General features: G+C 40.4%; 17 protein-coding genes and 1 pseudogene. 16 read left to right on the top strand and 2 right to left on the bottom strand.

The window, feature by feature from the left end; translation table 11 throughout:
* The first annotated feature begins 330 nt into the window (after window positions 1-330).
* The 9 genes and pseudogenes from MKY16_RS22235 to MKY16_RS26205 all read left to right on the top strand — a co-directional run.
* A complete protein-coding gene (locus tag MKY16_RS22235) occupies window positions 331-1,575 on the top strand; it encodes a S1C family serine protease (RefSeq protein WP_340957031.1) in 1,245 nt (414 codons plus the stop codon).
* A 49-nt stretch (window positions 1,576-1,624) separates the two neighbouring features.
* Window positions 1,625-3,538 (top strand): stalk domain-containing protein, encoded by a 1,914-nt coding sequence (locus MKY16_RS22230; protein WP_340957029.1) that lies wholly within the window; start codon window positions 1,625-1,627, stop codon window positions 3,536-3,538.
* Window positions 3,539-3,732: 194 nt separating this feature from the next.
* The gene (locus tag MKY16_RS22225) at window positions 3,733-4,173 is read left to right on the top strand and encodes a GNAT family N-acetyltransferase (RefSeq protein WP_039271408.1); all 441 of its coding nucleotides are present in this window, start codon (window positions 3,733-3,735) and stop codon (window positions 4,171-4,173) included.
* Between the two features lie 423 nt (window positions 4,174-4,596).
* Complete coding sequence (locus MKY16_RS22220; RefSeq protein ID WP_340957026.1) at window positions 4,597-7,107, top strand: U32 family peptidase; 2,511 nt, start codon at window positions 4,597-4,599, stop codon at window positions 7,105-7,107.
* A 195-nt stretch (window positions 7,108-7,302) separates the two neighbouring features.
* Window positions 7,303-8,184 carry a UTP--glucose-1-phosphate uridylyltransferase GalU gene (gene galU / locus MKY16_RS22215; protein WP_340957024.1) on the top strand — a complete coding sequence of 294 codons (882 nt, stop codon included), beginning with the start codon at window positions 7,303-7,305 and terminating at the stop codon, window positions 8,182-8,184.
* Window positions 8,185-8,343: 159 nt separating this feature from the next.
* A complete protein-coding gene (locus MKY16_RS26210) occupies window positions 8,344-8,511 on the top strand; it encodes an FDLD family class I lanthipeptide (RefSeq protein ID WP_445744870.1) in 168 nt (55 codons plus the stop codon).
* Between the two features lie 75 nt (window positions 8,512-8,586).
* A complete protein-coding gene (locus tag MKY16_RS22210) occupies window positions 8,587-11,787 on the top strand; it encodes a lantibiotic dehydratase (protein ID WP_340957023.1) in 3,201 nt (1,066 codons plus the stop codon).
* Window positions 11,788-11,793: 6 nt separating this feature from the next.
* Window positions 11,794-13,134 (top strand): lanthionine synthetase C family protein, encoded by a 1,341-nt coding sequence (locus MKY16_RS22205; protein WP_340957022.1) that lies wholly within the window; start codon window positions 11,794-11,796, stop codon window positions 13,132-13,134.
* 294 nt (window positions 13,135-13,428) lie between these two features.
* Window positions 13,429-13,683: pseudogene (locus MKY16_RS26205) on the top strand (transposase); the annotation flags it as partial.
* 251 nt (window positions 13,684-13,934) lie between these two features.
* On the opposite strand, the gene MKY16_RS22200 reads toward MKY16_RS26205, so the two are convergent.
* Both MKY16_RS22200 and MKY16_RS22195 read right to left on the bottom strand, forming a co-directional pair.
* Window positions 13,935-14,069 (bottom strand): hypothetical protein, encoded by a 135-nt coding sequence (locus MKY16_RS22200; RefSeq protein ID WP_340957019.1) that lies wholly within the window; start codon window positions 14,067-14,069, stop codon window positions 13,935-13,937.
* Between the two features lie 333 nt (window positions 14,070-14,402).
* Window positions 14,403-16,853 (bottom strand): O-antigen ligase family protein, encoded by a 2,451-nt coding sequence (locus MKY16_RS22195; protein ID WP_340957018.1) that lies wholly within the window; start codon window positions 16,851-16,853, stop codon window positions 14,403-14,405.
* Window positions 16,854-17,224: 371 nt separating this feature from the next.
* On the opposite strand from MKY16_RS22195, the gene MKY16_RS22190 reads away from it, so the two are divergent.
* From MKY16_RS22190 to MKY16_RS22160, 7 genes are all read left to right on the top strand, one after another.
* Window positions 17,225-18,019, top strand: coding sequence for an ABC transporter permease (locus MKY16_RS22190; RefSeq protein ID WP_340957017.1), 795 nt, complete (start codon window positions 17,225-17,227; stop codon window positions 18,017-18,019).
* Window positions 18,016-19,272: an ABC transporter ATP-binding protein gene (locus MKY16_RS22185; RefSeq protein ID WP_340957016.1), complete on the top strand. Its 1,257-nt coding sequence runs from the start codon at window positions 18,016-18,018 to the stop codon at window positions 19,270-19,272. Before MKY16_RS22190 ends, MKY16_RS22185 begins: the two co-directional genes overlap by 4 nt.
* Entirely contained in the window at window positions 19,262-20,680 is a 1,419-nt protein-coding gene (locus tag MKY16_RS22180) for a class I SAM-dependent methyltransferase (RefSeq protein WP_340957015.1), read from the top strand. The genes MKY16_RS22185 and MKY16_RS22180 overlap by 11 nt, the downstream gene beginning before the upstream one ends.
* An 18-nt stretch (window positions 20,681-20,698) precedes the next feature.
* Window positions 20,699-21,892, top strand: a complete 1,194-nt coding sequence (locus MKY16_RS22175) for a glycosyltransferase family 4 protein (protein ID WP_340957014.1) — start codon at window positions 20,699-20,701, stop codon at window positions 21,890-21,892.
* On the top strand, window positions 21,889-22,950 hold the full coding sequence (locus tag MKY16_RS22170; protein ID WP_340957013.1) for a glycosyltransferase: 1,062 nt from the start codon (window positions 21,889-21,891) through the stop codon (window positions 22,948-22,950). Before MKY16_RS22175 ends, MKY16_RS22170 begins: the two co-directional genes overlap by 4 nt.
* A gap of 9 nt (window positions 22,951-22,959) precedes the next feature.
* The gene (locus MKY16_RS22165; protein WP_340957012.1) at window positions 22,960-24,135 is read left to right on the top strand and encodes a glycosyltransferase family 4 protein; all 1,176 of its coding nucleotides are present in this window, start codon (window positions 22,960-22,962) and stop codon (window positions 24,133-24,135) included.
* Between the two features lie 256 nt (window positions 24,136-24,391).
* Window positions 24,392-25,675 (top strand): glycosyltransferase, encoded by a 1,284-nt coding sequence (locus MKY16_RS22160; protein WP_340957011.1) that lies wholly within the window; start codon window positions 24,392-24,394, stop codon window positions 25,673-25,675.

Below are 25,675 nucleotides of genomic sequence, written 5' to 3'. Positions count from 1 at the left end.
TACTTTAGTGTTTTGGATAGAGGAGTCATGATTTTATTCTTTATTTCCGACAATAAAACTAAGATATAATGTGATGGTATCATAGTTGGTTATGCCCGTAAATGAAGGAATGACCTAAACGGTATAACGATTATTTATCGTTTTTGCTTATTTTTTTGATATAAGGATTTGGAAAATTTATAATATAAATAGCATGAGAGGACAGGGATGCAGCAAACGGCGCCTTTTAGAAAAAGATAGGGCTTAAAGCGATTGTATACGTGTCCCCTCTATGGTAGATTTGGACTAACTGATAGAACAGGGTCATGTAAGAGAGGGAATGGTGAGTATATGCGTAAGATGGGGAAAAGGGCAGTTGTTCTGGCTTTGGGCAGCGCTCTATGTATTTCTGGAACGGCAGGTGCAGCCAGCAGTGGAACTGCGTTAAAGGCCAAAGTCATTAATGGCGGGGTCTATGTTAACGTAAGCGATATGAATAAGGCATTAGGAACCAGCGGCGCATATAACAGCGCAAATGGTACATATACGTTATCGGCCGGTCGTGTGCCGCAGGTGGTTAAAAATGTATCTCCTTCTGTGGTTGGTATCATTGGCCGTTCAGCCACGGGAGAGACCGTAGCAGGAGGAGATCGATACAACCTGGCTCACGGCACGGGTGTCATCATTCGTACAGATGGATGGATTGTGACGAATGCGCATGTTATCGAAGGATTAGGTGATGCCGTGGTCGTAACCTCGGACGGAAAATCTTACGGAATCACCGACAGCTATAGCGATCCGATCAGTGATTTGGCATTAGTTAAAATCAAGGCAAGCGGCCTCAAACCCGCTACCTTGGCAACTTCAACGAACAGTCTACAGGTAGGGGAGCAGGTAGTGGCTATTGGTACGCCTATATCCTTTTCACTTCGCAATTCGGCAACCTCAGGTGTGGTTAGCGGGCTGAACCGTGGTGTCAACGCTGCTTATCGTTTGATCCAAAGTGATACCGCGATCAATCCTGGTAACAGCGGCGGTCCGCTGGTCAATCTCAAGGGTGAGGTCATTGGGATCAATACGATGAAATTCTCGGCGGTCGGCATTGAAAATATGGGCTTTTCGATTCCGGCGGATACGGTGAAATATGTCATCGGCCAATTTTTCAAATACGGAGAGGTTCGGCGCGCTAGTCTTGGTCTAGGGCTGGAAGAAAGCTGGTCAGCTATCGTCGGATTACCTACCGAGGATCCTTTGAAAGTTACGAAAATTACTTCAGCCAATGCCGTTCAGGCCAAAATCAAGGAAGGCGATGAGCTGTATAGTATTAACGGTAAGCGTGTAGCTTCCGCTATTGATGTCAATGAACTGCTTAAAAACTATCAACCAGGTCAAACGGTGAGTGTACTTATGCAGTCTGACGGTGATATTGTGAAGCGCAAGCTGGTACTGACACAGGATAATGGTGAAATCTATGAGTCCATTCAGTCTGGAGAAGATAGTGAAGATTCGAACGGTTCGGAAGCCGCTGAAGATGGTGGTGTAGCGCCTTCTAAGGAAGCATCGGAGCCAGCTCAAGGAGCAACTACTGGAAAGTGAACAATAATGCCTCTTGAATCTATAAAATAAAGCTAAAGGGAGATTTACTGTGAAGCATATTCAAAGAAAAATGATGCGTAAGCTGGGGGTCGGCGCTGTCGCATTGTCCCTTCTGCTTTCCGCTTTGCCAGCAGTTGCAGCAGATCATGATAAAACCATGCTGGAATTACGGTTGCAAAGCGGCAGCAATACAGCCATCGTGAACGGTCATAATGCCAATATTACGAAGCCGTATTCCAAAAGTGGTGCACTGATGGTTCCGGCTGGTGTGTTTAAAAAGGCATTTAACAGCAAAATTCGATTAGCTGAAGATAATGTGGTTAAAATCACTAGCGGAACTCATGTTGTATCGCTAACCATTGGTAGAAGTACAGCGTGGGTGAGAGGTCACAAGGTGACACTTCCAGCTCCACCGGAAATGTCATCAGGTATTCTCATGGTGCCTCTGCGTCAAGTAGCAGAAGGGCTTGGCGGTAAGTTGGAGAAGAATGGTGCCGGAATCATTATTCGGATGGAAGCACAAGAAGAGGCAGGCACGGTAGCTGAAGAGACACCGAACATTGATAATGATGAGGGTAAGACACAGATCGGGAACAGTTACTATGACTGGTCTATGAACTATCCAACAGGGCTCGTCATCGGTCAGGGAGGTGGAGATGAGAGTATTTCCACATTTATGGACGAGAACAGTGCGTATTATATGGAAGTGCACACAGCGTCACAGCCGGTTCCACTGAATGCGGACGATCTGCTGCAACAATTGGTGCAGGCAGCCAAGGAAACGGGAGAAACTGTGATCGATCGAAAATCCTTCCCGAAAGCGAAGGTACCTTATGCTCGTGTCATTACGAAGGATGGGGACGGCGTGCTGTGGGAAAATCGTCAGTACTATGACAACGGACGATTGTATGTAGTTTATTTTTCCGATGCTAAAGCAACGAATTATAAAGATCTGGCCCAGTATGCGGGACTTTTAAATTCCTTCAAGACCTCCTTTAATGCGCAGGATAAAAGTATTAAAGACTTGTCTACTGTCGTAGGAGGCACACGCGAGGCCGGGAATCCAGACTACGGTGTGTCACTCAGCATACCCGCAGGCTGGAAAATGGACGATCAACGGATGCAATATGAAAGTAATGATGGATCGAGCTTCCGTGTGAAAGTAACCTCAGCTCCAGCAGATGGAAAATTGGAGAACTGGGGCCAGCAGCTGCAAAAATGGCTGAGCGATTCATTTGTGTCCACGGCTTATGAGGCACAGAAGACGTATCCGCTGGAGGTTGCAGGCGTTCAAGGGTTAGTACAGGAGTACCGCTATAATTTTGGCGATGGATGGGTCAAAGAGTACAATGTGCTGATTCAGCAAAATGGATACCGCTACTTGGCTGAATACGCAGTGCCTGAAAAAGTAAGCAAAGGAAATGATCAGTTCAACGCGCTCATTTCCTCGCTTCAAATCGATTTTCAAACCGTAGCGAGTAACTTTGGACAGTTGGAAGAAGACGACTATTTGACAGACAAAACGAAAACGGTCAAAAAGACGTCAAAAGCCTATGAATATACAGTGAATATCCCACGATATTGGACCGCGATTAGCGATCAATTTGAATTGGGCGATGTAGAGTACCAGTTTACCGGAGGACGCTTTTCCATCAAAATCGACAACGACCAATCATTTGAACTAACGGTATCCCAGCTCAAGGACTTCTACGATAAGCAAGCAAAGAACTACAAAAACCTCAAAGTTGAGGAAGTTAAGGACGTAACATTTGCTGGTGTTCCGGCAGTGTCCTTTACATTCCATCGTATCGAGGAAGGCATTGGCTACACAGGCCACCAATTGGTTTTAGAACGTGATGGAAAAACGTATACCGTGACAACGACATTGAATGATGCGAACAACACGGCTGTACAGTCTAACGCACTGGATTCGACGTTAAATTCGTTTAATTTTGTGAAGTAAGAGGGTGTAGGTAAGAGATTAGCGAGGTTGTGGGGGAAGCGCTACGCGTGCCATTTGAGCCTACGAGCGCTGACGCTTCTTCGGATTCAAATGGCCCGCTTCACTGGCGCCCGCCAAATACCGCCAATCTTATAATGAGTGAAGTAAGCACTAGGGAAGTCGATACGGATTTCCCCGTATAGGAGGAATCCAAAATGATTACGCTAAAAGCAGTCGACAAACATAATTGGGAAGCATGTGCCGAACTTGAACCGACACCTGAGCAAAAAAGATTTATGGTATCTAACCTTTTTTCGATTGCGGAATGTCAGTTTTTAGATGGATTTTTATCTAAAGCAATTTATAATGATGACGAATTAATTGGTTTTACAATGTATGGTTTAGACCCGGATGACGGAAATTACTGGGTTTACCGATTTATGATTGACGAAAAATTTCAAGGTCAAGGTTATGGCTACAATGCGATGTTGCTGGTTATCGACGAAATAAGGAAAGCCAGTGATAGGACGGATGTTATCATGATTGGGTATAAACCAGACAATGAACTAGCTAGAAAGCTATATAGTAAATCAGGCTTCAGGGAGAAGGGAATATCACCCTGGGGAGAAATGCTTGCGAAGTATAGGTTTGCCTAGTTAATGATAGGATGACTCACCTCCAAAGCACCGTTTGACGGGATTGGAGGTGTTTTTAGTATTATTTTTTAAAGGAATCGCTTGGAAAGTGTAGAAGCTTAGGTCGCAGTCTGGTACACTAGATTAGTTACAAGATAAGAATGATTCTGCCGCAGATGTTTGTGATGCGGATTTTTTGAGTTAGATGTAATTCACGCGAGGAACCGATGGTTCAGTGTGTGGATGATCGGACAAGATGATAGAGACGGATAGGATTTAAAATATGATTCTTAGTAGGCTTCCATTCCCCTGACTAAACATGATCAGCTTTGGAATGAGTCTATGGAACATCCATGAGATTACCAAGTAAGCAGCATAGCTGCCCTGAAAACAACGATTATTCCTCGGGGGATCATTCGTTTTCAGCATATGGGGAGGGCAATAATGAAATCAGCAGTACGAAGAGAAGATGTCGAGCTTCTGGCACCAGCCGGTGACTGGGATTGTATGCGTGCGGCGGTGGCAAACGGGGCTGATGCGATCTTTTTCGGGGTGGAAAAGTTCAATGCACGAGCACGAGCGAATAATTTTCGCATGGAGGAACTGCCTGAAATTATGGCGTTTTTGCATAGCTATGGAGTTAAAGGTTTTTTAACATTCAATATATTGGTATTTGAAAACGAGTTGGAGGACGCTAAGGAGCTGGTCGATGCCTGTATTGATGCCGGAGTCGACGCCTTAATTGTCCAAGATATGGGCTTGGTGAAAATGATCCGCGACATTTCACCGGATTTCCCGATCCATGGTTCTACCCAAATGACGATTACCTCGCCGGAAGCGGTAGAGTTTACAAAGCCGTACAATATGGAACGGGTCGTGCTTGGACGCGAAAACAACCTGAAACAGATCCAAAAAATAGGCGACCAGGCGAGACTTCCAATGGAGGTATTCGTACATGGAGCGTTATGCGTATCTTATTCTGGCCAATGCCTGACTTCAGAAATGTGGGGCGGCCGCTCTGCTAACCGTGGTGAGTGTGCACAGGCATGTCGTTTACCTTACGATCTGATGGTGGACGGAGAGCAGAAACCAATGGCAGATGTGACGTATCTGCTGTCACCTAAGGATCTGGCAGCGATTGACTTGATGCCTGAACTGATCGACGCGGGTGTTGTTTCTTTTAAAATTGAAGGGCGACTGAAAACACCTGAATATGTGGCGAATGTGGTCAGCAAGTACCGCAAGGCCATTGATAAGTATTTTGATGGCGATACGTCCAAGACCAGCAAAGAAGATATCCGCGAGCTGCAACAGAGCTTTTCACGCGGCTTTACGCACGGTTTTCTCGAAGGGACCAATAACAAGAAGCTGGTTGACGGTACGTTCCCGAAAAGCCGGGGGGTGTATCTGGGCCGAGTGGAACAAATCCTTCGTGATGGTGTAGTGTGCCGTATTGATGCCCCACTCAAGCGTGGCGATGGGATTGTATTCGATGCGGGAGATCCCACGCAAAAGGAAGAAGGCGGACGCGTATACGATATCCGTCGCAAGGGCGTGAAGATTGAAGGCGAAGCCGGAGAAGGCTGGATCATTGACATCGTAGCGGGACGCAACGATGTGGATCTGCGCCGTGTGCACGTGGGCGACCGCATTTGGAAGACCAACGACCCAGCGCTGGATAAACGTCTGCGCCAGTCGTACGACACGGACAAGCCGTACCGGGTCTTCCCGGTACATGTGCGAGTCAGCGGCTCCCCAGGGCAACCGCTGTCGACGTGGTGGACCGATGTGCAAAAGGGCACAACGGTCCGCGTGGACTCCGAGCTGGAACTCGAAATTGCCCAGAAGCGTCCGATGACGCACGAACTGCTCGAAGAGCAGTTCGGCCGACTGGGCGGAACGGTGTTCCAGCTGGAAGAACTGGACGTCCATCTGCATGGGGACGTCATCGTGCCGATGCGCGAGCTGAACGGTATCCGCCGTCAGGCGGTGGAACTGCTCGCGGGCGAGCGTCCCAAACCGCCCGTGTACACGAAACGGGCGGTCGAGGTGTATGACGATGCATCGGCTCCGGCATCGTCTGTGGCACGCGGTCAGGCAGAGCTGACCGCGTTGTGCCGCAGCCTCCCTCAGGTGGAGGCTGCGCTCGAGGCCGGCGTGGAATTCATCTACGCCGACTTCGAGTTCATCAAGCAATTCCCAGCAGCCGTAGAGGCTGTGCACGCTGCAGGCCGCCGAATTGCGCTGGCGACCCCGCGTATTCACATGCCGGGTGAAAATGGCTACCACAACAACATCCTGCGCTTGAAGCCGGATGCTGTGTTGGTACGCAATCCAGGGGCACTGTATTTCTACTTGCGACATCGGTTGGAGAACCCGGACGCACATCACCCGCAATTGATTGGTGACTTCTCGCTGAACATAGCCAACCATAAAGCGGCTGATCTGTTCCTGGATTCCGGCTGCGACCTGGTTACGCCTTCGTACGATCTGAACATTCAGCAAATGGTCGATATGCTCAGACGTACACGTACTGATAAGCTGGAGATCGTGATCCAGCAGCATATGCCAATGTTCCATACTGAACATTGCGTATACTGCACCTTTATGAGTGAAGGCACCGACTACACTAACTGTGGACGTCCATGTGAGGACCATCGCGCATCCCTGCGTGATCGAATTGGTATGTCTCATCCGGTCCGTGTGGACGAAGGCTGCCGCAACACGGTGTACAACGCGATTGAGCAATCCGGCGCGGAATATCTGTCCAACTTCCTGGAGCTGGGCGTGTCCCATTACCGCGTGGAATTTTTGGAGGAGACACCGGAGCAAGTGCATGAGGTTATTGATCTCTATAACCGTGCCCTGCGCGGAGAAATCAGTGGAACACAAGTATGGAAGACGCTGAAAGCGACGAATCAGTTGGGTGTTACACGTGGGCAGCTGGTGAAGTAAATAACTGTATATTTGTTCGGGAGCCAGAAAGATTCCGGCAGCATAATATATTCATATAGAAAGCAAGTGATTAGAAGACATGTTCTCTTTGAGGGAAGGTGTCTTCTTCTTTAACCTATCAAATTCATCTATCTTCCTGTTATAATCATAGACAGTATATCTATCCGTTATATTGAAGACAAAGGAGTTTAACCTATGAAAATCCGTAAAGCGATTATTCCTGCTGCGGGATTAGGGACTCGGTTCCTTCCTGCTACGAAAGCGATGCCTAAAGAGATGCTTCCCATTGTAGACAAACCAACAATTCAATATATTATTGAAGAGGCTGTTGCATCTGGTATAGAGGATATCATTATCGTTACTGGTAAAGGCAAAAGGGCGATTGAGGATCATTTTGACTACTCCTTTGAGCTGGAGCATAATTTGACTGCGAAGGAAAAATGGGATCTGCTCAATGAAGTGCGTAAACCATCGGAGATGGCAGATATCCACTATATTCGTCAAAAGGAACCTAAAGGGTTGGGGCATGCCATCTGGTGTGCACGTAAGTTTATCGGTGACGAACCCTTTGCCGTCCTTTTAGGGGATGACATCGTTGAGTCTGAGAATCCATGCCTCAAACAGATGATTGACGTGTTCGATGAGTATCAGCGTTCTGTTGTAGGTGTAAAACAAGTGGATTGGAACGAGGTACATCGTTACGGCATAGTTGAAGGTCATGCACTTACTTCCAAAATCTCTGAGGCGGAACGATTGGTAGAAAAGCCAAAGAAGGAAGAAGCAACCTCCAACTTGGCGATCATGGGACGTTATATTCTGACGCCTGATATTTTTGATATCCTGGGTCAGCAATCGGCGGGAGTAGGCGGGGAGATTCAGTTGACGGACGCATTGTCCAAACTGGGAGAAAAGAATCCGATCCTGGCCTACGAATTTGACGGCAATCGCCATGACGTTGGCGAGAAATTAGGATTCATTGAAACTACTATTCATTATGCTCTGCAGCATAACGAAATCAAGGATGAAGTACTGGCTTATATGAGACAGGTTATTGAAGAGATTGATCAGCAAAAATAGCCTTACTATAAGAAGTTTCGGGAAGATACTTTTTTGCGAAAAAAAGGTAAAAATTTTAAATGATGTAATAAAAAGAAACTTTTTCTCTCTTGATGCGTCTTATATATAGAGAGATTGCTCCTTGAGGTTCTCTCAACTTTATCGAAGGGAGGGATTAAGATGAATTCTCCAGAATTAGTCTTTTTCGAACAAGAGGACACCTTTGATTTGGACTTACAAATTAATGATCTAACATTAAAGCAAGCGACAAGTCCTTGCACAAGCACTGTAACTTGTAGTGTTTCTAGATGCCTTGGTACACATGTGACTTGTGAGTGTTGGTGCTAACTTTAAAAGAAATCTGACCCTGGATATTATTTCATACATCCAGGGTCTTTTACTTCAGGAGGAGGTTATCCTATAGTGGATAAAGTTACAAATATAAATATGTTTCAGTCATTAGATTTTTTTATGGTGAGAGTACCACTATTGCCTATTGATTTTTACTATAACTTATTCAGTGAGAGTACTACATATGATGTGACAAGGAACAAGGCTTTATCTTTGTTAACAGACCCTGTTATACGGGAAGCGATCACCATAGCCAGCCCTTCACTTATGAATTCTATCAATAATGTCCTAACCAATAAAAATACTAAAAAAATGAACACGGTGCTACGGGCAGTTGTGAATTATCTAATCAGGCTTTCTTCAAGAGCTACACCTTATGGGATTTTTTCTGGGGTTTCTATAGGTCTCTTTTCGGAACTTAGCTGCTTGGAAGTGGGTGATACTAGGCAGAACAGGAAAATATCCCGTCCAGATATGGAATGGATCATGGGATTGGTTAGATATTTAGAGAAAGAGGGAAATGTGGTAAAACAGTTGGCGGTGCGGACTAATCCATCCTTGTATTTATCTGGTACAAGAATAAAATTGCCATTTTTAAACTATATTGAACAACACCACGATCCTGATGTAAAACGAATGAAAAGTAGTTCGATAAAAGTGTCCAAGCCGGTTCAGCTTGTGATGGATTATGCACAAACTCCGATTCCTTTTGCTAATCTAGTTAAGAAAATACAAGAAGAGTATCCCGAAAACAAAGAAACTTTAATAACTGAATTTCTGATGAAGCTATTGAATCAGGAGTTTTTAATTAGCAATTTGAGACCACCATTATGCATAGATAATATGGATTTGCCTTTTGAATATCTACGAAAACAGATAGCACCTATAAACAATATTGAATATATCAAAAAAGGTCTGGATGAAATTAGTGAAGAAATAAAACAATACGATGATTCTCCAATAGGTAAGGGGGAATCCTTGTACAATCAGCTATGTATAAGAATGAGAAAATTAGTTCCAACGAAAGAAACTTTGCAGATTGATATGGAGACAAAAGTAGAAGAAGCCTTTTTAAGCCAAAATGTCTCTAAAGATATTGCTAGATCAGCAGAGATCTTATGGAGGCTGTCGCCGGATTTGAGTAATCCTCATTGGACACAGTACCGAAATGATTTTATAGAGAAATATGGTATTGATTGTCAGGTTCCGATCTTAGAGCTTTTGGACGAAGATTTAGGGTTAGGGGCTCCGCCTGATTATAAATATCCTGAGAGTAGATATAGTTTAGAACACCCTATACTAAATGCAGAGAGAGAGAAGGTTCTGGCAAACTGGATTACAAATGTTATTAAAGAAGGAAAAATAGAAATAGAACTGACGAATGAAAAATTAAAGAGAATCGAGACTTTATCTGATGAGCTTTTGCCCCCTACCTCTATAGAAATGTATGTTACCATAGCAGCAAATAGCGAAAAAGCTTTGAAAAATAACGAATATAAGATCATTATCAACCCCAATTCGGGAAGTGCAGGTGCGGGTAAAACATTTGGAAGATTTGGACCAATCCTAGATAAGACTGCAAGAGAGAAGATCACGAACACGTATAAAATTCAAGAGGAATACAGAAAAGATGCTATATTTGCTGAACTTGTATATTTAACGGTCAATAGTAGACATTCTAACGTAGTGATTACCAACAAATCATGTAGTCACCAAATTGTGTTGGGAACTAATTATTCCAATGTAGATACTTCAAAACAAATTTCAATTTCTGATTTATATGTAGGATGTACCCACAATTACTTTTATTTAAAGTCACAGTCGTTGAATAAAGAAATAATCCCAGTTTCCACCAACATGCTAAATTACAATAATGCTCCCAATGTATACCGTTTTTTAATGGAAATTTCACAAGAAAGACACAGAAGCATTTTGCCTTTTCAGTGGGGAGGCCTATCGGAATTCCCTATGCTGCCTCGTGTGAAATATAAAAACATAATTTTATCTTTAGCGAAATGGTCGCTTAATAAAAATAACGATGAATTAAAAAAATGTAAAAACGAGGAGGATTGGATTGAGGGTTTTGAAAAGTGGAGAGGGGAGTGGCGCGTTCCAAGATATGTTTATATTACCACTTCTGTTTCAGATAACAGAGCACTAATTGATCTTAAAAATGAGTTTTTCATATTAGAGCTATTTGAGAAATATCATAAATTAAGTGATTCACAATCATTATGGTTAACCGAGAGTGGATTTGAACCAAGTGACGTATGGGCTAGAGGGAAAGAAGGGCGCTTTATCGCAGAGTACGTTATTCCCTTAGTAAGGACAAATGTAGAGGGACCTTTGACCCCGAAGCAGTGTGAAGATATGAATCTTATTCAAAGACCAATCAGAGAGCATTCAAATATTATATATTTACCGGGAAGTGAATGGCTTTATATAAAGCTTTATGGTATGTCTGAACGAGAGGAAGAGTTTATTGGCAATTACATTAGAACATTTTGTGAGCAGGTAGAGAATCAAGGAATAATAAATCGTTATTTTATTGTTAGGTATAAAGATCCGGATCATCATATACGGTTACGACTTCATGGTGAGGAATCCGTTGTTTGTAAACAACTAATCCCTGCTATTCATATGTGGGCTAGACGCCTAAAGGCTGAAGGTCTACTAAGTAAAATAATATTTGATTCATATGAGCCGGAAATTGAGCGATACGGTGGTAAACGTTTAATTAGTATAGCGGAGCGTTTTTTTGCTGTTGATTCGAAGATTACAGTAGAACTGGTCTCTTTAAAATATAACAATAAGTTGAATGTTCCTATAGAGATTATTGGTTTCATTAGTGTAATTGATATTTTAAATCAGTTTATACCAGCGGTAGAACGGCAAGTTACTTGGTTTCATGAAGAAGAATGGCATAAGGAGCATGTAAAAGATTTTATGAAGGATCGCACTTTTTATATAATTTTGTGCGATGTTTCGGACAATTGGTCCTCACTTAGAAATTTGGAATACGGGGACTACTTATTATCTAAGTTTCAAGAGCGAAAAAAAATAATAAATGAATATAAAGAGGCACTTGAACATGAAAAGGATTTAACGAATACATTTTCCAATATTCTAGGTAGCCTCATTCATATGCATTTAAACCGTCTTATAGGTACGAATAGGAAAATGGAAAGAAAGATAATGTCGTTGTTAAGTCATTCTTTATATCATTTTAATGAATCAATAAAGCACAAGAAAAATGTATTTCAAAGGAGTTGAACGTTGATGACAGTAGTACAAAACAATAAGAGCCTGCATAACGATATTATGAAAATTGTAAGTGTTATAAGTGCCAGGTTGACTGACCCCCAGTATGTACAGACTATATGTTCTTCTGAGCAGAATCATGTAGATAAACAAGAGGAGTTTAATTGGAATGATATAAGCCTGGCAACTGGATTTCCAGCAATCAGTATTTTGTATGGGAGACTAAGTACTGTATTAAAGGATGAGAGATTAAAAGAGTATGCACACTCCTACCTTTTAAGTACTCGTGAATCATTAAAGAAATCAGGAGCGTCATTATCACTATGGGAAGGATTATCTGGTGTTGGATTTGCCGCGTATCTATTATCTGACAATGGTATAAAATACAGGAGATTTATCAACCAAATTAACACTTTGATATTGCATCATGGTAGTGCTGATCTACTGAATGCAAAAAGTAGGCTGGAATCAGGTACGTCAATTAATGATTATGATGTAATTTCCGGATGGAGTGGCATAGGAAGGTATCTGTTACTGTTCTCTGATATACCTGAAATTAGGGAGCTCCTTATTGGTGTTCTTGAGTATCTTGTTCTTCTAAGTAAAGATAGGATTATCAACGATAAACAAGAGATTCCGAATTGGTATATTTCAAATAAATATTTACTTTCACATGAAAAGGATGAATATCCATTTGGATATTTTAATATGGGTTTAGCTCATGGAGTTCCTGGCCCCTTGGCATTATTATCTATAGCGTTGCTTCAAAATATAAAGGTACCTGGTCAAATAGAGGCAATTCAACGATACTGTGACTGGATAACAAAATGGAAATTGGAACAAACAGATAGAATACAGTGGCCCTTAATTATAAGCTACGAAGAATTTACAAACGATCAATTATACTCTAAAAAACATCGGGATGCTTGGTGTTATGGTTCGGCAGGTGTTGCGAGGAGTCTATTTTTAGCAGGTAGATCCATCGGAGATAGAAGCTTGGAGGTTTTAGCTGTAAACGCATTTAAATCGATATACAAAAGATCTATCGAAGAGTGGAATATTTATTCACCAACGGTATGCCACGGATATTCAGGATTATTGAAAATTACCTATCATATGTATCGGGACACACACGATCCTGAATTGCAAGAAAACTATCAAAGCTTGCTCCGAACGGTCGTTAAAATGTTTGACGAAGAATCGGCATTTGGTTTTTATGATTTATATAGGGATTCTAATTCTACTAAGAATTTAAATTATGTAGGTTTACTTGACGGTGTTTCGGGAATAGCCATGACATTACTAGATTCTCTTTATCCTGATGAAAAGGATTGGGGGGCGAGCTTATTGATTTGCTAAGGTAATAAGTAAAGTAACGGATGAATTACTCAAACCACAGAGAGGAACTGGTTAGCGTTCTTAATCGATAACAGGGTTACAATTCCACTCAAAAGATGAACAATAAAAAGGGTTATCTCAAAGGCAGTTTTTTTATAGTGAAACAGCCTAAATGGGACGAATTATAATTAACTTCATGAGAAAAAGCGTAGGTTACAAGGCTGAATTAGTCCGAAACCTGCGCTTTTTGCTTCACTAGAGTCTGTAAAATAGTTTGTTTAGTAAAATGGAAGTCATAGAAAGGGGGGAGAATACATGGGGCTTTGGTCAAAAGAGCAACTGCGAGCTTTCATTAAGGAGAAAAACCAGGTGACTCACAGGATGTGTAAAATGCCTCAAATGAACTGCTCGCGGAGACTCTTCAGGAGGTGTTGGAAGCAGAAATGGACGCGCACCTGGGCTAGGAGGAGCAAGATATCAAGGGTAAAATGACGCCAAACAGCCGTAACAGCAATAGCAAGGAAGAACGTCGTTAGCGAGTATGGCGAGCAGGAGCTTGCTGTACCTCGACGTGGGCGGCCAGCCAAATGAATGGAATAGCTCTTAAACGGCTTTGACGATTTGACGGGATGAGTAGATGCACTTCATGTAGGCGTAGAGAATGACTTTGGTGAGCTTATTGCGATGATTGCTGTTTCACCCCCTTCAGGGTAGGCTGCGTCTAAGGTGGTGTCATCGAACCAATTCAGGGTCTCACTTACGACGCGAGCGAGTTGATACTGATGACTTCTCGAATGGAATCGACCCAAGCAATGATGACTTTAGGTTCCACCTATTTTCCAGTCCTTGTACTTTTTTTCTGCTTTTACTTTTTCAAGCTCTAAAGAGAGTTCTGGACCTCTTCCGTAGCTGTATTGCTTACCTACAGGCTGCTCCAGACGGTATACTTCGTCCACCACATCCACGTCTTGAGCTGTGTCTTATTCCGTATCCCGAACTGCTCTATAACCTCTTTTACAGGTACTCATGCCAATCTAATTTCTATCACTTTCATTTTTATTTCTAACGGGTAACTCAACTCTAGTTGCCAACGCAAAAACACTTTCAAGGTTATCACCCTATCTTACGACAGGATTGCATTCTCTTGAAAGTGTTTTAATTGTCTCACGTTATGGGGTCAGTCCCACTTCCATTTTACCAAGGATGGGCTTTTTTGTTTTTTAGGGCATCCCATCGATTTATGGGACAGCCTCAAATAAACAAAACAGAGAACAACTAAACTCCAGGGACTATTCCCTTTTCAGTTCGTTTATCAGTTCTTTTTCCTTGGGATCAGCTTGAATCAGCTTATCGTACAATGCTTTGTCATCTTGTCCCTGCTTTTGCAAAGCGGCAATATAGTATCGGGTTACCTCACGATTCGTAGCGTCACTCAGATCGTCCTTCAAGCCGTTTTTCAGGATGATGGCAGCCTCGGAGGGTTTACCTGACATGAACTCAATTTTTCCAGCACTGAGCGCAATGCTTGGAGTTACTTCAAAAGTACGTATCAATTGAATTTCAGGTGGAATCGTCTTAAGATGAGCTACCCCATCTAGAACCTGCTGATAAGCAGCAAGACCTGCTTGGAAATACTTCTGTTCCTTGGCTGAGTCCTTAGCCAATCGAGCTTTATTGCCAAATTCAAACGCTTGGGTAATCAGCAAATTGTACCAATCCAGATCCCAGATGAAGTTAGCACGGTTATTTTCTAAAATGGCAAATGCCTTGTCATTGTTTCCTTTAGCTTGCTCAAGTCGCATTTTGATAAACAGCATATTTCTATTATACGGTTCTGCCTGCAGCCCCAAATCAACAATGGCCATACCGCCTGTATAGAACTCCTCGCGTTTCGTTTGCTTATAGACCTGATAATACATACTAGACAAACCAACAATTGAATCAATATGAGTTGGACGCAGATTCAAGTCCTTATTATAAGCAGCTTGTCGTTGTTCGAACGAATTGCTGCTTTCCAGAGCTTTTGCTTCCCAGGCAGCATTACTAGCTTGTACAAAGCGCAGCCCTACAAACAGAAGCACAATACTGAGAACACCAATGACGATACTATAAATCGGACGGAAACCTTCAGGCTTCATCGCCAAGCGTTTTACAGGTTGTGCATCCATTGCTACAGCCATACCCCCGAGTCCAATGAATACGAGTATACCCATGAACACATAACTCATATTAAAGTCCAATAGACTATGGAGCAAAATGGACATTGCTAAAATCAGGTAAAGGAAGTGGCTATCCCGATTTTCCTCATCGCTCTTGGTGTAACCTTTAATGTATTTATAGAAAATATAAAGGATGAATGCCATAAAAATAATGAATCCAAAAATACCGGTCTCTACCAGATACTGCATGAAAAAGTTATGTGCCTGTGCGCTTGTGTAACCATAGTCTTGATATTTTCCATACAGTGTAGCCCAGCCGCCGCCACCTGCGCCAATTAACGGATAGTCCGCAATTAGCTTAGAAGCATCACGATAAAAGGTTATACGCTCCAGTACACTATGCTGTTGGAAGTTGATATTTTCCAGACGTGTTTCCACATTGGCTGGTAGAAAACTTCGTAGTCCTGTACCAATGAGCAGGAATGCAATTACACCAATTACGACCACAGAGCCAACAGGTAGCCACAGATTAGAGAGTTTACGTGAGGCTAGACCTTGCATCCATTTTTCCAAACGAGCTCCTAGAGAGGTTTGTACAAGCCATAGAACAACAGCAGTCACCAAGGAAGCCCCAAGAAGCAGTCCCCAGCCTTTAGCAGCCACAGCACCGTTGTAGGTCTGATTCAGCTCTAATCCCCAATTTGTAATTGGACTCAAAATAGCAAGTGAGACGACACCCGCAATTGCACAATGCAAAAGCCATAAGATTTGCCGTGCTGGCTTAAAGAACAGAAGTAAAAGAACAAAAACGACTGGCAGCATAATGAGACCACCACGTGAAAGTGTCAGGAACAGTGATACCAATATAGGCACCAGCATAAAGGCATGAGTCGCTTTTCCATACCACGTCTTCGACTTCATCAGACAAAAGATAGCTGCGAACAAAAATGCCATCAAAAATGCCGCATATGTATTCGCGTATTGGAAGACGGATGTGAGACGCGGACCATTAGTGTCAATTTTTATGGCATCAATATAGCGATTACCGCTTACCATTGATGAGAACCAATCTACGAGTCTTCCGGCGAATGCCCACTGTCCAAACCAGTTGATGAGGCCGAAGCCTATAATAATATAAGCTACGGTCATAATCGCGGTTTGGATGATCTGGTTGCTCAACCGATCTCGCAGGGCGTACAATGTAATGATGAAGAACGAGGCATAGATGCACTGCACCACTACCATGTTCATCGCGAGATAATGAGAAGCAGCAGAAATCAATGAAAGCACGAACGTCAGCGGAAGTAAGATAACAAGCACAGCCAACCAGTCTCTTTGATCTTCCAATTTGAATTTCTTATAATAGGTTACGATCCCCAATATCAGCAGAATCGTGCTGATGATCAAAGCCCAATACAGAGGCTTCTCAAATTCGAGCATTTGCCCATTAAAAAGTGCAGCCTGGAAGGGGGCCCAAGCTAAAAACAGAGTCATGCCAACAATTAACACCCAAAACATAGCCGGCCTTTTATCGTCACGGGTCGACGTTTTGGCCTGTTTCCCGTATACTGGATTCGACAAGGTTTACAATCTCCTTTTCTTGTAGATACGTCAATATTTTAGCACACAGAGAAAGATGAGCAAAGAAGCATTATCGCTTTGTTTGTCTACAGAGGACACGAACTTGCCAGGAATGTGTTGATATGTACATAACACAATGATAATTATTTTAGTTAATATCGTTGGGTTTCAATGACTTTTGAGCTTACTAACAAGCATTGGCATAGCTACTATGGAAGAGTTATAATATCATAGTGTTTTTGCCCTAATATTCGAAATATGTTCAAGAGAGGTGAGGATGTAAGAGGTTCCTCAGTATACAAGATGAAAATGGTTTGGAGATTGCAAGATCAGAAAGAATAGAAAAATAAGATGTAAGATTGGATAGGAGGTTGAGGGTCATTTTTCTTGCTATTTGGAATTATCGCAACTTTGTAATCGGTATGGTTAAAAGAGATTTTAGATCCCGCTATTTAAATTCAGTGCTTGGTTCGGCTTGGGCAGTGCTCAATCCGCTAGCTATAATTATTGTATACACTGTAATTTTTTCACAAGTTATGAAATCCAGATTACCTGGAGTAGATGATACGTTGACATATAGTGTGTATCTTTGCGCCAGTTTATTACCTTGGCTGTATTTTACAGAAACAATACAGCGTACCATGACTGTATTTATAGACAATGGAAGTCTTATTAAAAAAGTGAATTTCCCAAAGGCGACATTGCCAATTTTTATACTGATTGCTTCAACAATAAATTTTGTGATTATATATGCACTCTTTATAGCTTTTTTACTTATTATTGGACGGCTACCGGGTATTGAAGCGTTGGGAATTATTCCCTTGCTCATTGCTCAACAACTTATTGCTGTAGGCTTAGGTTTATTTATAGGCTCTATTAATGTATTTTTTAGAGATGCCGGTCAAGTTATGGGGATTATATTACAGTTTTGGTTTTGGTTTACTCCAGTTGTTTATTCTATTCAAATTCTCCCTGATAAGGTGAAAAATCTCTTTTCGCTTAATATTTTGGTTCCAATTATTGAAGGTTATCAGAATATTTATCTCCAGCACAGTATTCCAGATATGGCTGTTATCTTCAAGTGTCTGTTTGTTGGGCTAATTTGCTTGTTTATTGGTTATATAACCTTCAAAAGACTTGGTAAAGAGATGGTAGATGAATTATGAGAATAAAATTAGAGAAAATAGGAAAAAAATATAAAATATTTAAATCTCCTTCTTCACGCGTGGTTGAATGGGTATTCGGGAAGAAAAATCATCGAGAGAAATGGGTTTTAAAGGATTTAAGTTTTGAGGTAAATGAAGGCGAATCACTTGGCATAATTGGGCATAATGGTGCTGGTAAGAGCACTCTGTTGAAAATTCTTACTGGTGTACTCGAACCCTCAGTAGGTTCATTCACAACAACAGGCAGAATCTCAGCTCTCCTTGAACTGGGGATGGGATTTCATCCGGATTTTACAGGTTTACAAAATATAAGAATGTCATTGCAATTAACAGGAGTAGATAACGACACAATAGATAAACTAATTCCTGAAGTCGAGGCATTTGCCGAGATCGGAGATTATATTTCTCAACCTATGAGGACATACTCCAGTGGTATGTCTGTACGTTTGGCTTTTGCTACAGCTACCGCTATTCGGCCGGATATATTAATTGTTGATGAAGCATTATCTGTGGGGGATGCGTACTTTCAACATAAATGCTTTGATAGAATCAGAAAATTTAGAGAAGAGGGTACGACACTTCTCTTTGTTTCACATGATCCAGGAGCAATTATTAACTTATGCGACCGAGCTATACTTATTGATAATGGAGAAATTGCTCAGGAAGGAACACCAGAATCTGTCCTGGACTATTACAATGCTGTTATTGCCCTCCGTGAAGTAGAATATAGTATTAGTCAAAGTGTTGGAGAGGACAATCGGGTTAATATACGTTCTGGAAGTAAGGAAGCCAAGATAACTAGGGTTGAATTGTTTGATAATAGGAGCCAGCCTGTTCATGCTATTCAAGTAGGGGAGCAGTTCCATTTAAGGGTTATATTTGAAAGTGGGATTGATTTAATTAATCCTACTATCGGATTTGTAATTAAAGATCGACTTGGAAATCCTATATTCGGAACTAATACTTATCAACTTGGAGTTAAATCTGGTGAACTTAACGCCGGAGACGAAGTTATAGCATCCTTTAGTTCATTTGCCAACATTGGCACAGGGACCTATAGTGTTTCCGCGGCAATTCATGATGGCTTAACTCATGTTGAAAAGAATTACGATTGGTGGGATCATGCGCTTACATTTCAAGTTGTAAAAGGTCCGGAACCTTCATTCGATGGGACTACTTATTTACAAACTCAGGCTGATTTTGATATTTCTCCACATCATCAGAAAGAAGGTAGTGATTTCAATGAAAATTGAGTTTGATGATCGTGAAATAGATGTGAAAGATATTATGAAACAAATCAAAAGTAATATTGCCCAACGGGGATACCAAGAGGAAAATATAGATTCAGCAGGTCACAATACTGCAGAATTAATAAATATAGAAGAATATCAATTTGTATTAAATCGTATTTGGAATTATTCGGCGGATTTTCCGATAATTACTCATAGACGTGGTATCGGAAAATTAATTGTTTTAGGCAAGAAAATCATAAGAAAGCTTACCAGGTGGTATGTTAATCCTGCTTTTGAAAAGCAAGTTGATTTTAATGCTCATACAGTCCGAATGCTAAACGAAATAGTTAAGCTTCTTAAAAACAATAAGACCGACAAAGATAAAAATGATGAGCATCTAGTACAGAATCATGAGCCTGAAATGAATGTAACAGTTGAGCAACTTCAAAATCGTATTCATGAGTTAAGTGAATCAGTTGAATTGCTTCAGAATCGTCTCAGGGAAACGAATGAGTACAAGGTTAATCTGAATCATGAGGTTCAGTCTTTAGCCAACGAATTCCGTTTAGATGCACAGCAACTTCGTTCAGATTACAATCTTCGTTTGGACCAGATGGATTCTTCTATCAGGGTAGCCACTGAAAGATTGAGACGAATAGAAAGAAATAAAAATTATATTTCAATTGATGATAAATCTATTATAGATGTTGATTCTACTAAAGTAAGCCATAACAGTCAGGCAAATGATTCATTAGATTTTGATTATTTTCTCTTCGAAGAATATTACAGAGGTTCAAGAGATCAAATTAAAGAGAAACAGAAGCATTATCTGGAGTACTTCGGAAATGCAACTCACGTTCTCGATTTAGGTTGCGGACGGGGCGAATTTACTGAAATGCTACTGGAAAAAGGAGTAAAGGTTACATCTGTTGATCTGAGCGATGATATGGTGGCTTATTGTCGAGAGAGGGGATTCCCGGTTATTCAATCGGATGTAATCACTTTCTTGGAAACTGTTGACGATAATTCAGTTGATGGTGTTTTTTTAAGCCATGTTATTGAACATATGAAAACAAGCGATTTGATTAAGTTAGTCCAACTTGCTCATAGAAAGTTGAAGCCGACCGGTTGGTTTATTGCTGAGACACCAAATCCACAAACAATGTCTGTGTTTACTCAAAGCTTTTACATGGATCCGACTCATATCAAGCCCGTACATCCACTAACTATTAAGTTTATTTGCGAAACAGCCGGATTTCACCGTAATGATTTACATTACATTTCTCCAAACGATGCTTACCTTCAATTGCCGAGATTGGAAGTGGCCGGTGCAGAGATCGCCAATCTGGATAGATTTAATGAGACTGTTGAGCATTGGAACCGTATCATTTTTGGATGTCAGGATTACTTTATTTCCGCTCAAAAATAGACAGGGGAGTACTAAGAAATGAAAATTGCTTTTGTCATCCCATGGTATGGAGCCAATATATCTGGAGGGTCGGAATCCGCATGCAGAAATTTGGCTGAGCGTATGGTTAAGTCGGGGGAGACTGTAGATGTAATTACAACTTGCGTGAAGGATTTTCATAGCAATTGGAGCGTTAATTACCACAAGCCCGGGTCTGAACTGATTAACGGTGTGAATGTCATTCGCTTCAAAGCTAGAAAGCGGGATACTGCTCTATTTGACTCAATTAATAAGAAACTGATGGATAATATTCCTATCTCCATGAAGGAAGAGGATATCTATCTCAAAGAAATGGTAAATAGTCCAGAATTAGAAAAATATTTAAGTCGGAATAAGGATCAATATAAAGCTTTTATTTTTACTCCGTATATGTTTGGCACTACATATCATGGAGTTCAACAAGTGTACGAAAAAGCAATTTTGTTCCCTGCTTTTCATGATGAGAGCTATGCCTATTTCCAGAGATTTAAAGAAGTCTATTCTAAAGTTAAGGGTATTGTATTTAATTCTTTAGCAGAGCTTGAATGGGCTGAGGAGCATTATAATATTGGTCATATTTCTAAACGGGTAATTGGATTAGGTGTGGAACGGTTTATAACTGACCCAGAAGATTTTAGACAAAAGTATGGAATCAAGGATCCGTTCATTCTGTATGCAGGAAGAAGAGATCCCGGTAAAAATGTAGACAAACTCATGAATTACTTTCTGGATTATAAGAAAAATCGGCCAGATAGTGAAATGAAGCTTGTTTTACTAGGTGGAGGAGAATGTTCCAAAGGCATTGCTGATGATAATGGTATCTATGATTTGGGTTTTGTGTCCGAAGAGGATAAATATAATGCATACAGTGCGGCCTGTTTTTTTTGTAATCCCTCTTCTTTTGAGAGTTTTTCGATTGTCATTATGGAGAGCTGGTATGCTAAACGCCCCGTGCTTGTTTATGAAAAATGTAATGTTACAAAAAAGTTTGCTGAAGAATCTAATGGGGGTCTGTATTTTAATAATTATGCAGAGTTTGAAGCCTGTGTAGATCTCTTAACAGAAAATCACAACTTAGCAGATAAAATGGGTTTGAATGGTTACCATTTTGTAAATTCACGATTTAGTTGGGACCGGGTAATTGCCAATTATAAAGATTTTATTGATATCAGTATTAACAAGGAGAATTCATGATTATTAATCAACTGCTACCTACGATTAGTTACGGCGATGCTGTAAGTAATTCTGCTGTAAATATTATGAAAATACTTCGTGACATGGGGATTAAATCGTCTATTTATGCTCAAAATATTCATCCTAAAATGCAAAAATATGCAAATCACTATAAAGAATGTCCCAAGAAGGATCCATTAATATACCATCTCTCTACAGGCAGCGAAGTTGTTAGTGAGTTACTAACAGTCAGAGCAAAAAAAATCGTTTATTATCATAACATAACACCACCTCATTTTTTTAATGGGTATAGCGGTGTGAGTCGCATGCTCTGTGAGCAAGGGCGCAATCAGCTTAGAGAACTATCAGATCAGTTTGCTTTCTCTCTAGCCGCTTCAGAGTATAATCGTTTGGAGTTGGAGCAAAATGGATATAAAAATACACAAGTTATGCCTATCATTATTAATTATGAGGATTATGACCAAGCCCCAGATAACACGGTATTAAACGATTCTTTACAAGATGGTTGGGTGAATTTAATCTTTGTAGGGAGAATAGCGCCTAATAAGAAGCAAGAAGATGTAATTAAAACATTTTTTTACTACAAAAAGTATATTAATCAGAAGTCACGTTTAATTTTAGTAGGCTCTTACCAAGGTATGGAGCGTTATTATGAAGAGCTATTGCGCTTAATTAAAACGTTAGGTCTTAGTGACGTTTATATAACTGGACATTTACCGTTTAATCAAATTATTGCATATTATAAAAGTGCAGATTTGTTTTTAAGCATGAGTGAGCATGAAGGGTTTGGTGTTCCATTTGTTGAAGCAATGAAATTTGACTTACCAATTATAGCCTTCAAGAGCAGTGCTGTTGGAGAAACAATTTCTAATGCAGGATTGCTGACATTAGATAAAGATTACATCCTTACTGCGGAACTGATTGATTATGTACTTCGTGATACTCATATCCAACAGCGATTGAAATTCAACAGAGCTGAGAGGTTAAATTACTATTCAAAAGAAAACACTTCATTATCATTCCGAAAATTTATTGAACAAATTGTTGATAGGCTTTAGGAGGATTTTATGAAAAAGCGGGTTGCTTTTGTTGTTCAAAGATACGGATTAGAGGTAAATGGCGGGGCGGAGTATCACTGCAGATTAATAGCAGAACTCCTTACAGATCAATATGAGGTGGATGTTTTAACAACAAAGGCTTTAGATTATATGACGTGGGAAAATTTTTATAAATATGATCTTGAAGAGATTAATGGTGTTAAGGTTAGAAGATTTGAGGTATCCAAGCCAAGAAATGTCCAATTATTCAATCAAAAATCAGATTTTATTTTTAATAATAAGAAAGAATCTACATATTTTGATGAACATGATTGGATGTGGAAACAAGGCCCTGCTTCTATTGACTTGCTACAGTACTTAAAAAACTACCATCAAGATTATGTGAAAGTTATTTTTTTTACTTATAATTATTTTACGACATATTATGGAGTTCACCTCATTCCAGAGAAAAGTATTCTCATCCCCACAGCTCATGATGAACCACCAATATACCTTTCTTTGTACAAATCGTTATTCCATTTGCCTCGACATATTTTGTTCAATACGCATGAAGAAAAAGATTTAGTTCATAAATTATTTCATAATGAACATGTTCCAAATGAGATTGTAGGGGTTGGTGTGAATAAGCCAATGGTAGCTGCTTCCACCTCAGAACAACGTCTTAAATTAAGACTGCCTGAAAACTATTTTATTTATGTTGGAAGAATAGACGAGTCTAAGGGCTGCAAAGAATTATTCGAGTATTATTTAAAATATAAGTCTGAACAAAGGGAATATCCTAAATTAGTTCTTGTGGGAAAAAGTGTAATGGGAATTCCTAAGGACCCAGATATTGTTCCATTAGGTTTTGTAACGGAAGAAGAGAAATTCACAGCGATCTCAGAGTCTCTATGCATGGTAATGCCTTCTAAATACGAGAGCTTGTCAATGTCAGTACTCGAAAGCTTGTCTATGTCCACTCCAGTAATAGTAAATGGTCATAGTGATGTCTTAAAGGGCCACTGTGAGCGTGGGAATGCAGGTTTGTATTATACTTCTTATGAAGAATTCAAGGCCTGCTTAGACCTTATTTCAGATGAAAAGAGCCTAAGAGAACGTATGGGAGAGAATGGGGTAACATATGTTGAACAATTTTATAATTGGGATGCAATTAAAGAAAGTTATGTAATTGCCATTGAGAATTGAATTCAACCCCAAAGATGTGCCTTTTATAGAAGAAGCATCTTTTGGGTTCTTCTTTATTACACGAGGATTATATTCCTTGAAATTACCTTCTTAAATTTGCCCTTCCTCTCTTTTATGAGGGTCGACTCAGAAGTGCAATTAACTTATACTGGTTCAAGGGGGCTTTGAAAGAACCTGTAGCGTTTTTATACATTTCATACACATATAGTAGAGTTATTAAATTTACTAATGTGTTTATATCTGGTGAGGTTGATAAATGATTAAAACGAAGATTTCTCGTATATTATATAGGTTGGGAATGGGACTAAAGCCTCTGTTTGTGAAATTTCTTTCCTTTGAAACTAGGCAAAGATTGAAAAAAAAAATATTAAAATCAGCTTTTCCTATTGAAAAGTCAGGTAAGAAGTTAGCAGCAAGTAAAACTTCTAAAGGAATTAACTTAATTGGCTATAACAGAGCTGAAATGGGGATTGGGGAATCTTGTCGTATTGCTGCTAAGAGCTTAAGTGCAGCCGATATTCCCTTCGGAATTATCAATTTCACTGGGACTAATAGGGCACGTATGACGGATTTAAGTTGGACTGAGAAGGAAATTGATAGGCCAATATTTAATGTTAATATTTTTCATATTAATGCTGAACAGATGACTGAAGTTTATGCTGCTCATGGTAATTCTATTTTTCAAAATCGATATAATATTGGGTATTGGGCATGGGAATTACCTGACTTTCCAGATGAGTGGTGCGACTCTTTTCAACTATTAGATGAAATATGGGTTCCATCTACTTTTGTGAATAATTCAATTGCAATTAAGAGCCCTATTCCGGTGGTAACTATACCTCATTCTATAGAAGTGCTGATCACCCAGCCTCGAAACAGAGCTTATTTTAAGTTGCCGGAAGATGTTTTTCTCTTTTTATCTATGTATGATGTGAATAGCTACCAAGCACGCAAAAACCCGCAAGCATCTGTAGAAGCATTTAAACGTTCTTTTGCATTTAATGATCAAAGTGTTGGTTTGGTCATTAAAGTTAATGGTTCAAATGCTAATCAAGAAGAAATGGAAATGCTTCTTGAACTCGTTAAAGAATACGATAATATATATTTGATTAAAGAAACACTATCTAGAAATGACATAAACGGATTAATTTCAGTAGTGGACTGTTTTGTTTCACTCCATCGTAGTGAGGGATTCGGATTGGGTTTGGCGGAGGCGATGTATCTGCATAAACCGGTTATTGGTACGAACTGGTCTTCCGTCACTGACTTTATGAATGACTCTAATTCATGTCCGGTCAACTACACGCTTGTTCAGGTGGGCAAAGACTATGGTCCTTACAAGTCATATCAATATTGGGCTGACCCGGATATAGAAAACGCGAGTAATTACATGAAAAAACTTGTATCAGAACCCCTATATTATGAAAAGATTGCGGGTGAAGGTAAGCGAACAATTCAGGAGCACTTTTCACCTTCAGTGGTAGGTAGTTTGATACAAAAACGATTACAGTATATTTATTTGTGGAAATTTGGAGGATAA

The organism is Paenibacillus sp. FSL L8-0641 (assembly GCF_038006265.1).
GTDB lineage: Bacteria > Bacillota > Bacilli > Paenibacillales > Paenibacillaceae > Paenibacillus > Paenibacillus polymyxa_D.
This window is presented reverse-complemented; position numbering and strand designations above follow the sequence as displayed.

Coding starts and splice junctions, on each gene's coding strand:
- MKY16_RS22235 (WP_340957031.1), top strand. CDS start 331: ATGCGTAAGATGGGGAAAAGGGCAGTTGTTCTGGCTTTGGGCAGCGCT.
- MKY16_RS22205 (WP_340957022.1), top strand. CDS start 11,794: ATGACAGTAGTACAAAACAATAAGAGCCTGCATAACGATATTATGAAA.
- MKY16_RS22185 (WP_340957016.1), top strand. CDS start 18,016: ATGAGAATAAAATTAGAGAAAATAGGAAAAAAATATAAAATATTTAAA.
- MKY16_RS22170 (WP_340957013.1), top strand. CDS start 21,889: ATGATTATTAATCAACTGCTACCTACGATTAGTTACGGCGATGCTGTA.
- MKY16_RS26210 (WP_445744870.1), top strand. CDS start 8,344: ATGAATTCTCCAGAATTAGTCTTTTTCGAACAAGAGGACACCTTTGAT.
- MKY16_RS22220 (WP_340957026.1), top strand. CDS start 4,597: ATGAAATCAGCAGTACGAAGAGAAGATGTCGAGCTTCTGGCACCAGCC.
- MKY16_RS22175 (WP_340957014.1), top strand. CDS start 20,699: ATGAAAATTGCTTTTGTCATCCCATGGTATGGAGCCAATATATCTGGA.
- galU (WP_340957024.1), top strand. CDS start 7,303: ATGAAAATCCGTAAAGCGATTATTCCTGCTGCGGGATTAGGGACTCGG.
- MKY16_RS22160 (WP_340957011.1), top strand. CDS start 24,392: ATGATTAAAACGAAGATTTCTCGTATATTATATAGGTTGGGAATGGGA.
- MKY16_RS22225 (WP_039271408.1), top strand. CDS start 3,733: ATGATTACGCTAAAAGCAGTCGACAAACATAATTGGGAAGCATGTGCC.
- MKY16_RS22165 (WP_340957012.1), top strand. CDS start 22,960: ATGAAAAAGCGGGTTGCTTTTGTTGTTCAAAGATACGGATTAGAGGTA.
- MKY16_RS22180 (WP_340957015.1), top strand. CDS start 19,262: ATGAAAATTGAGTTTGATGATCGTGAAATAGATGTGAAAGATATTATG.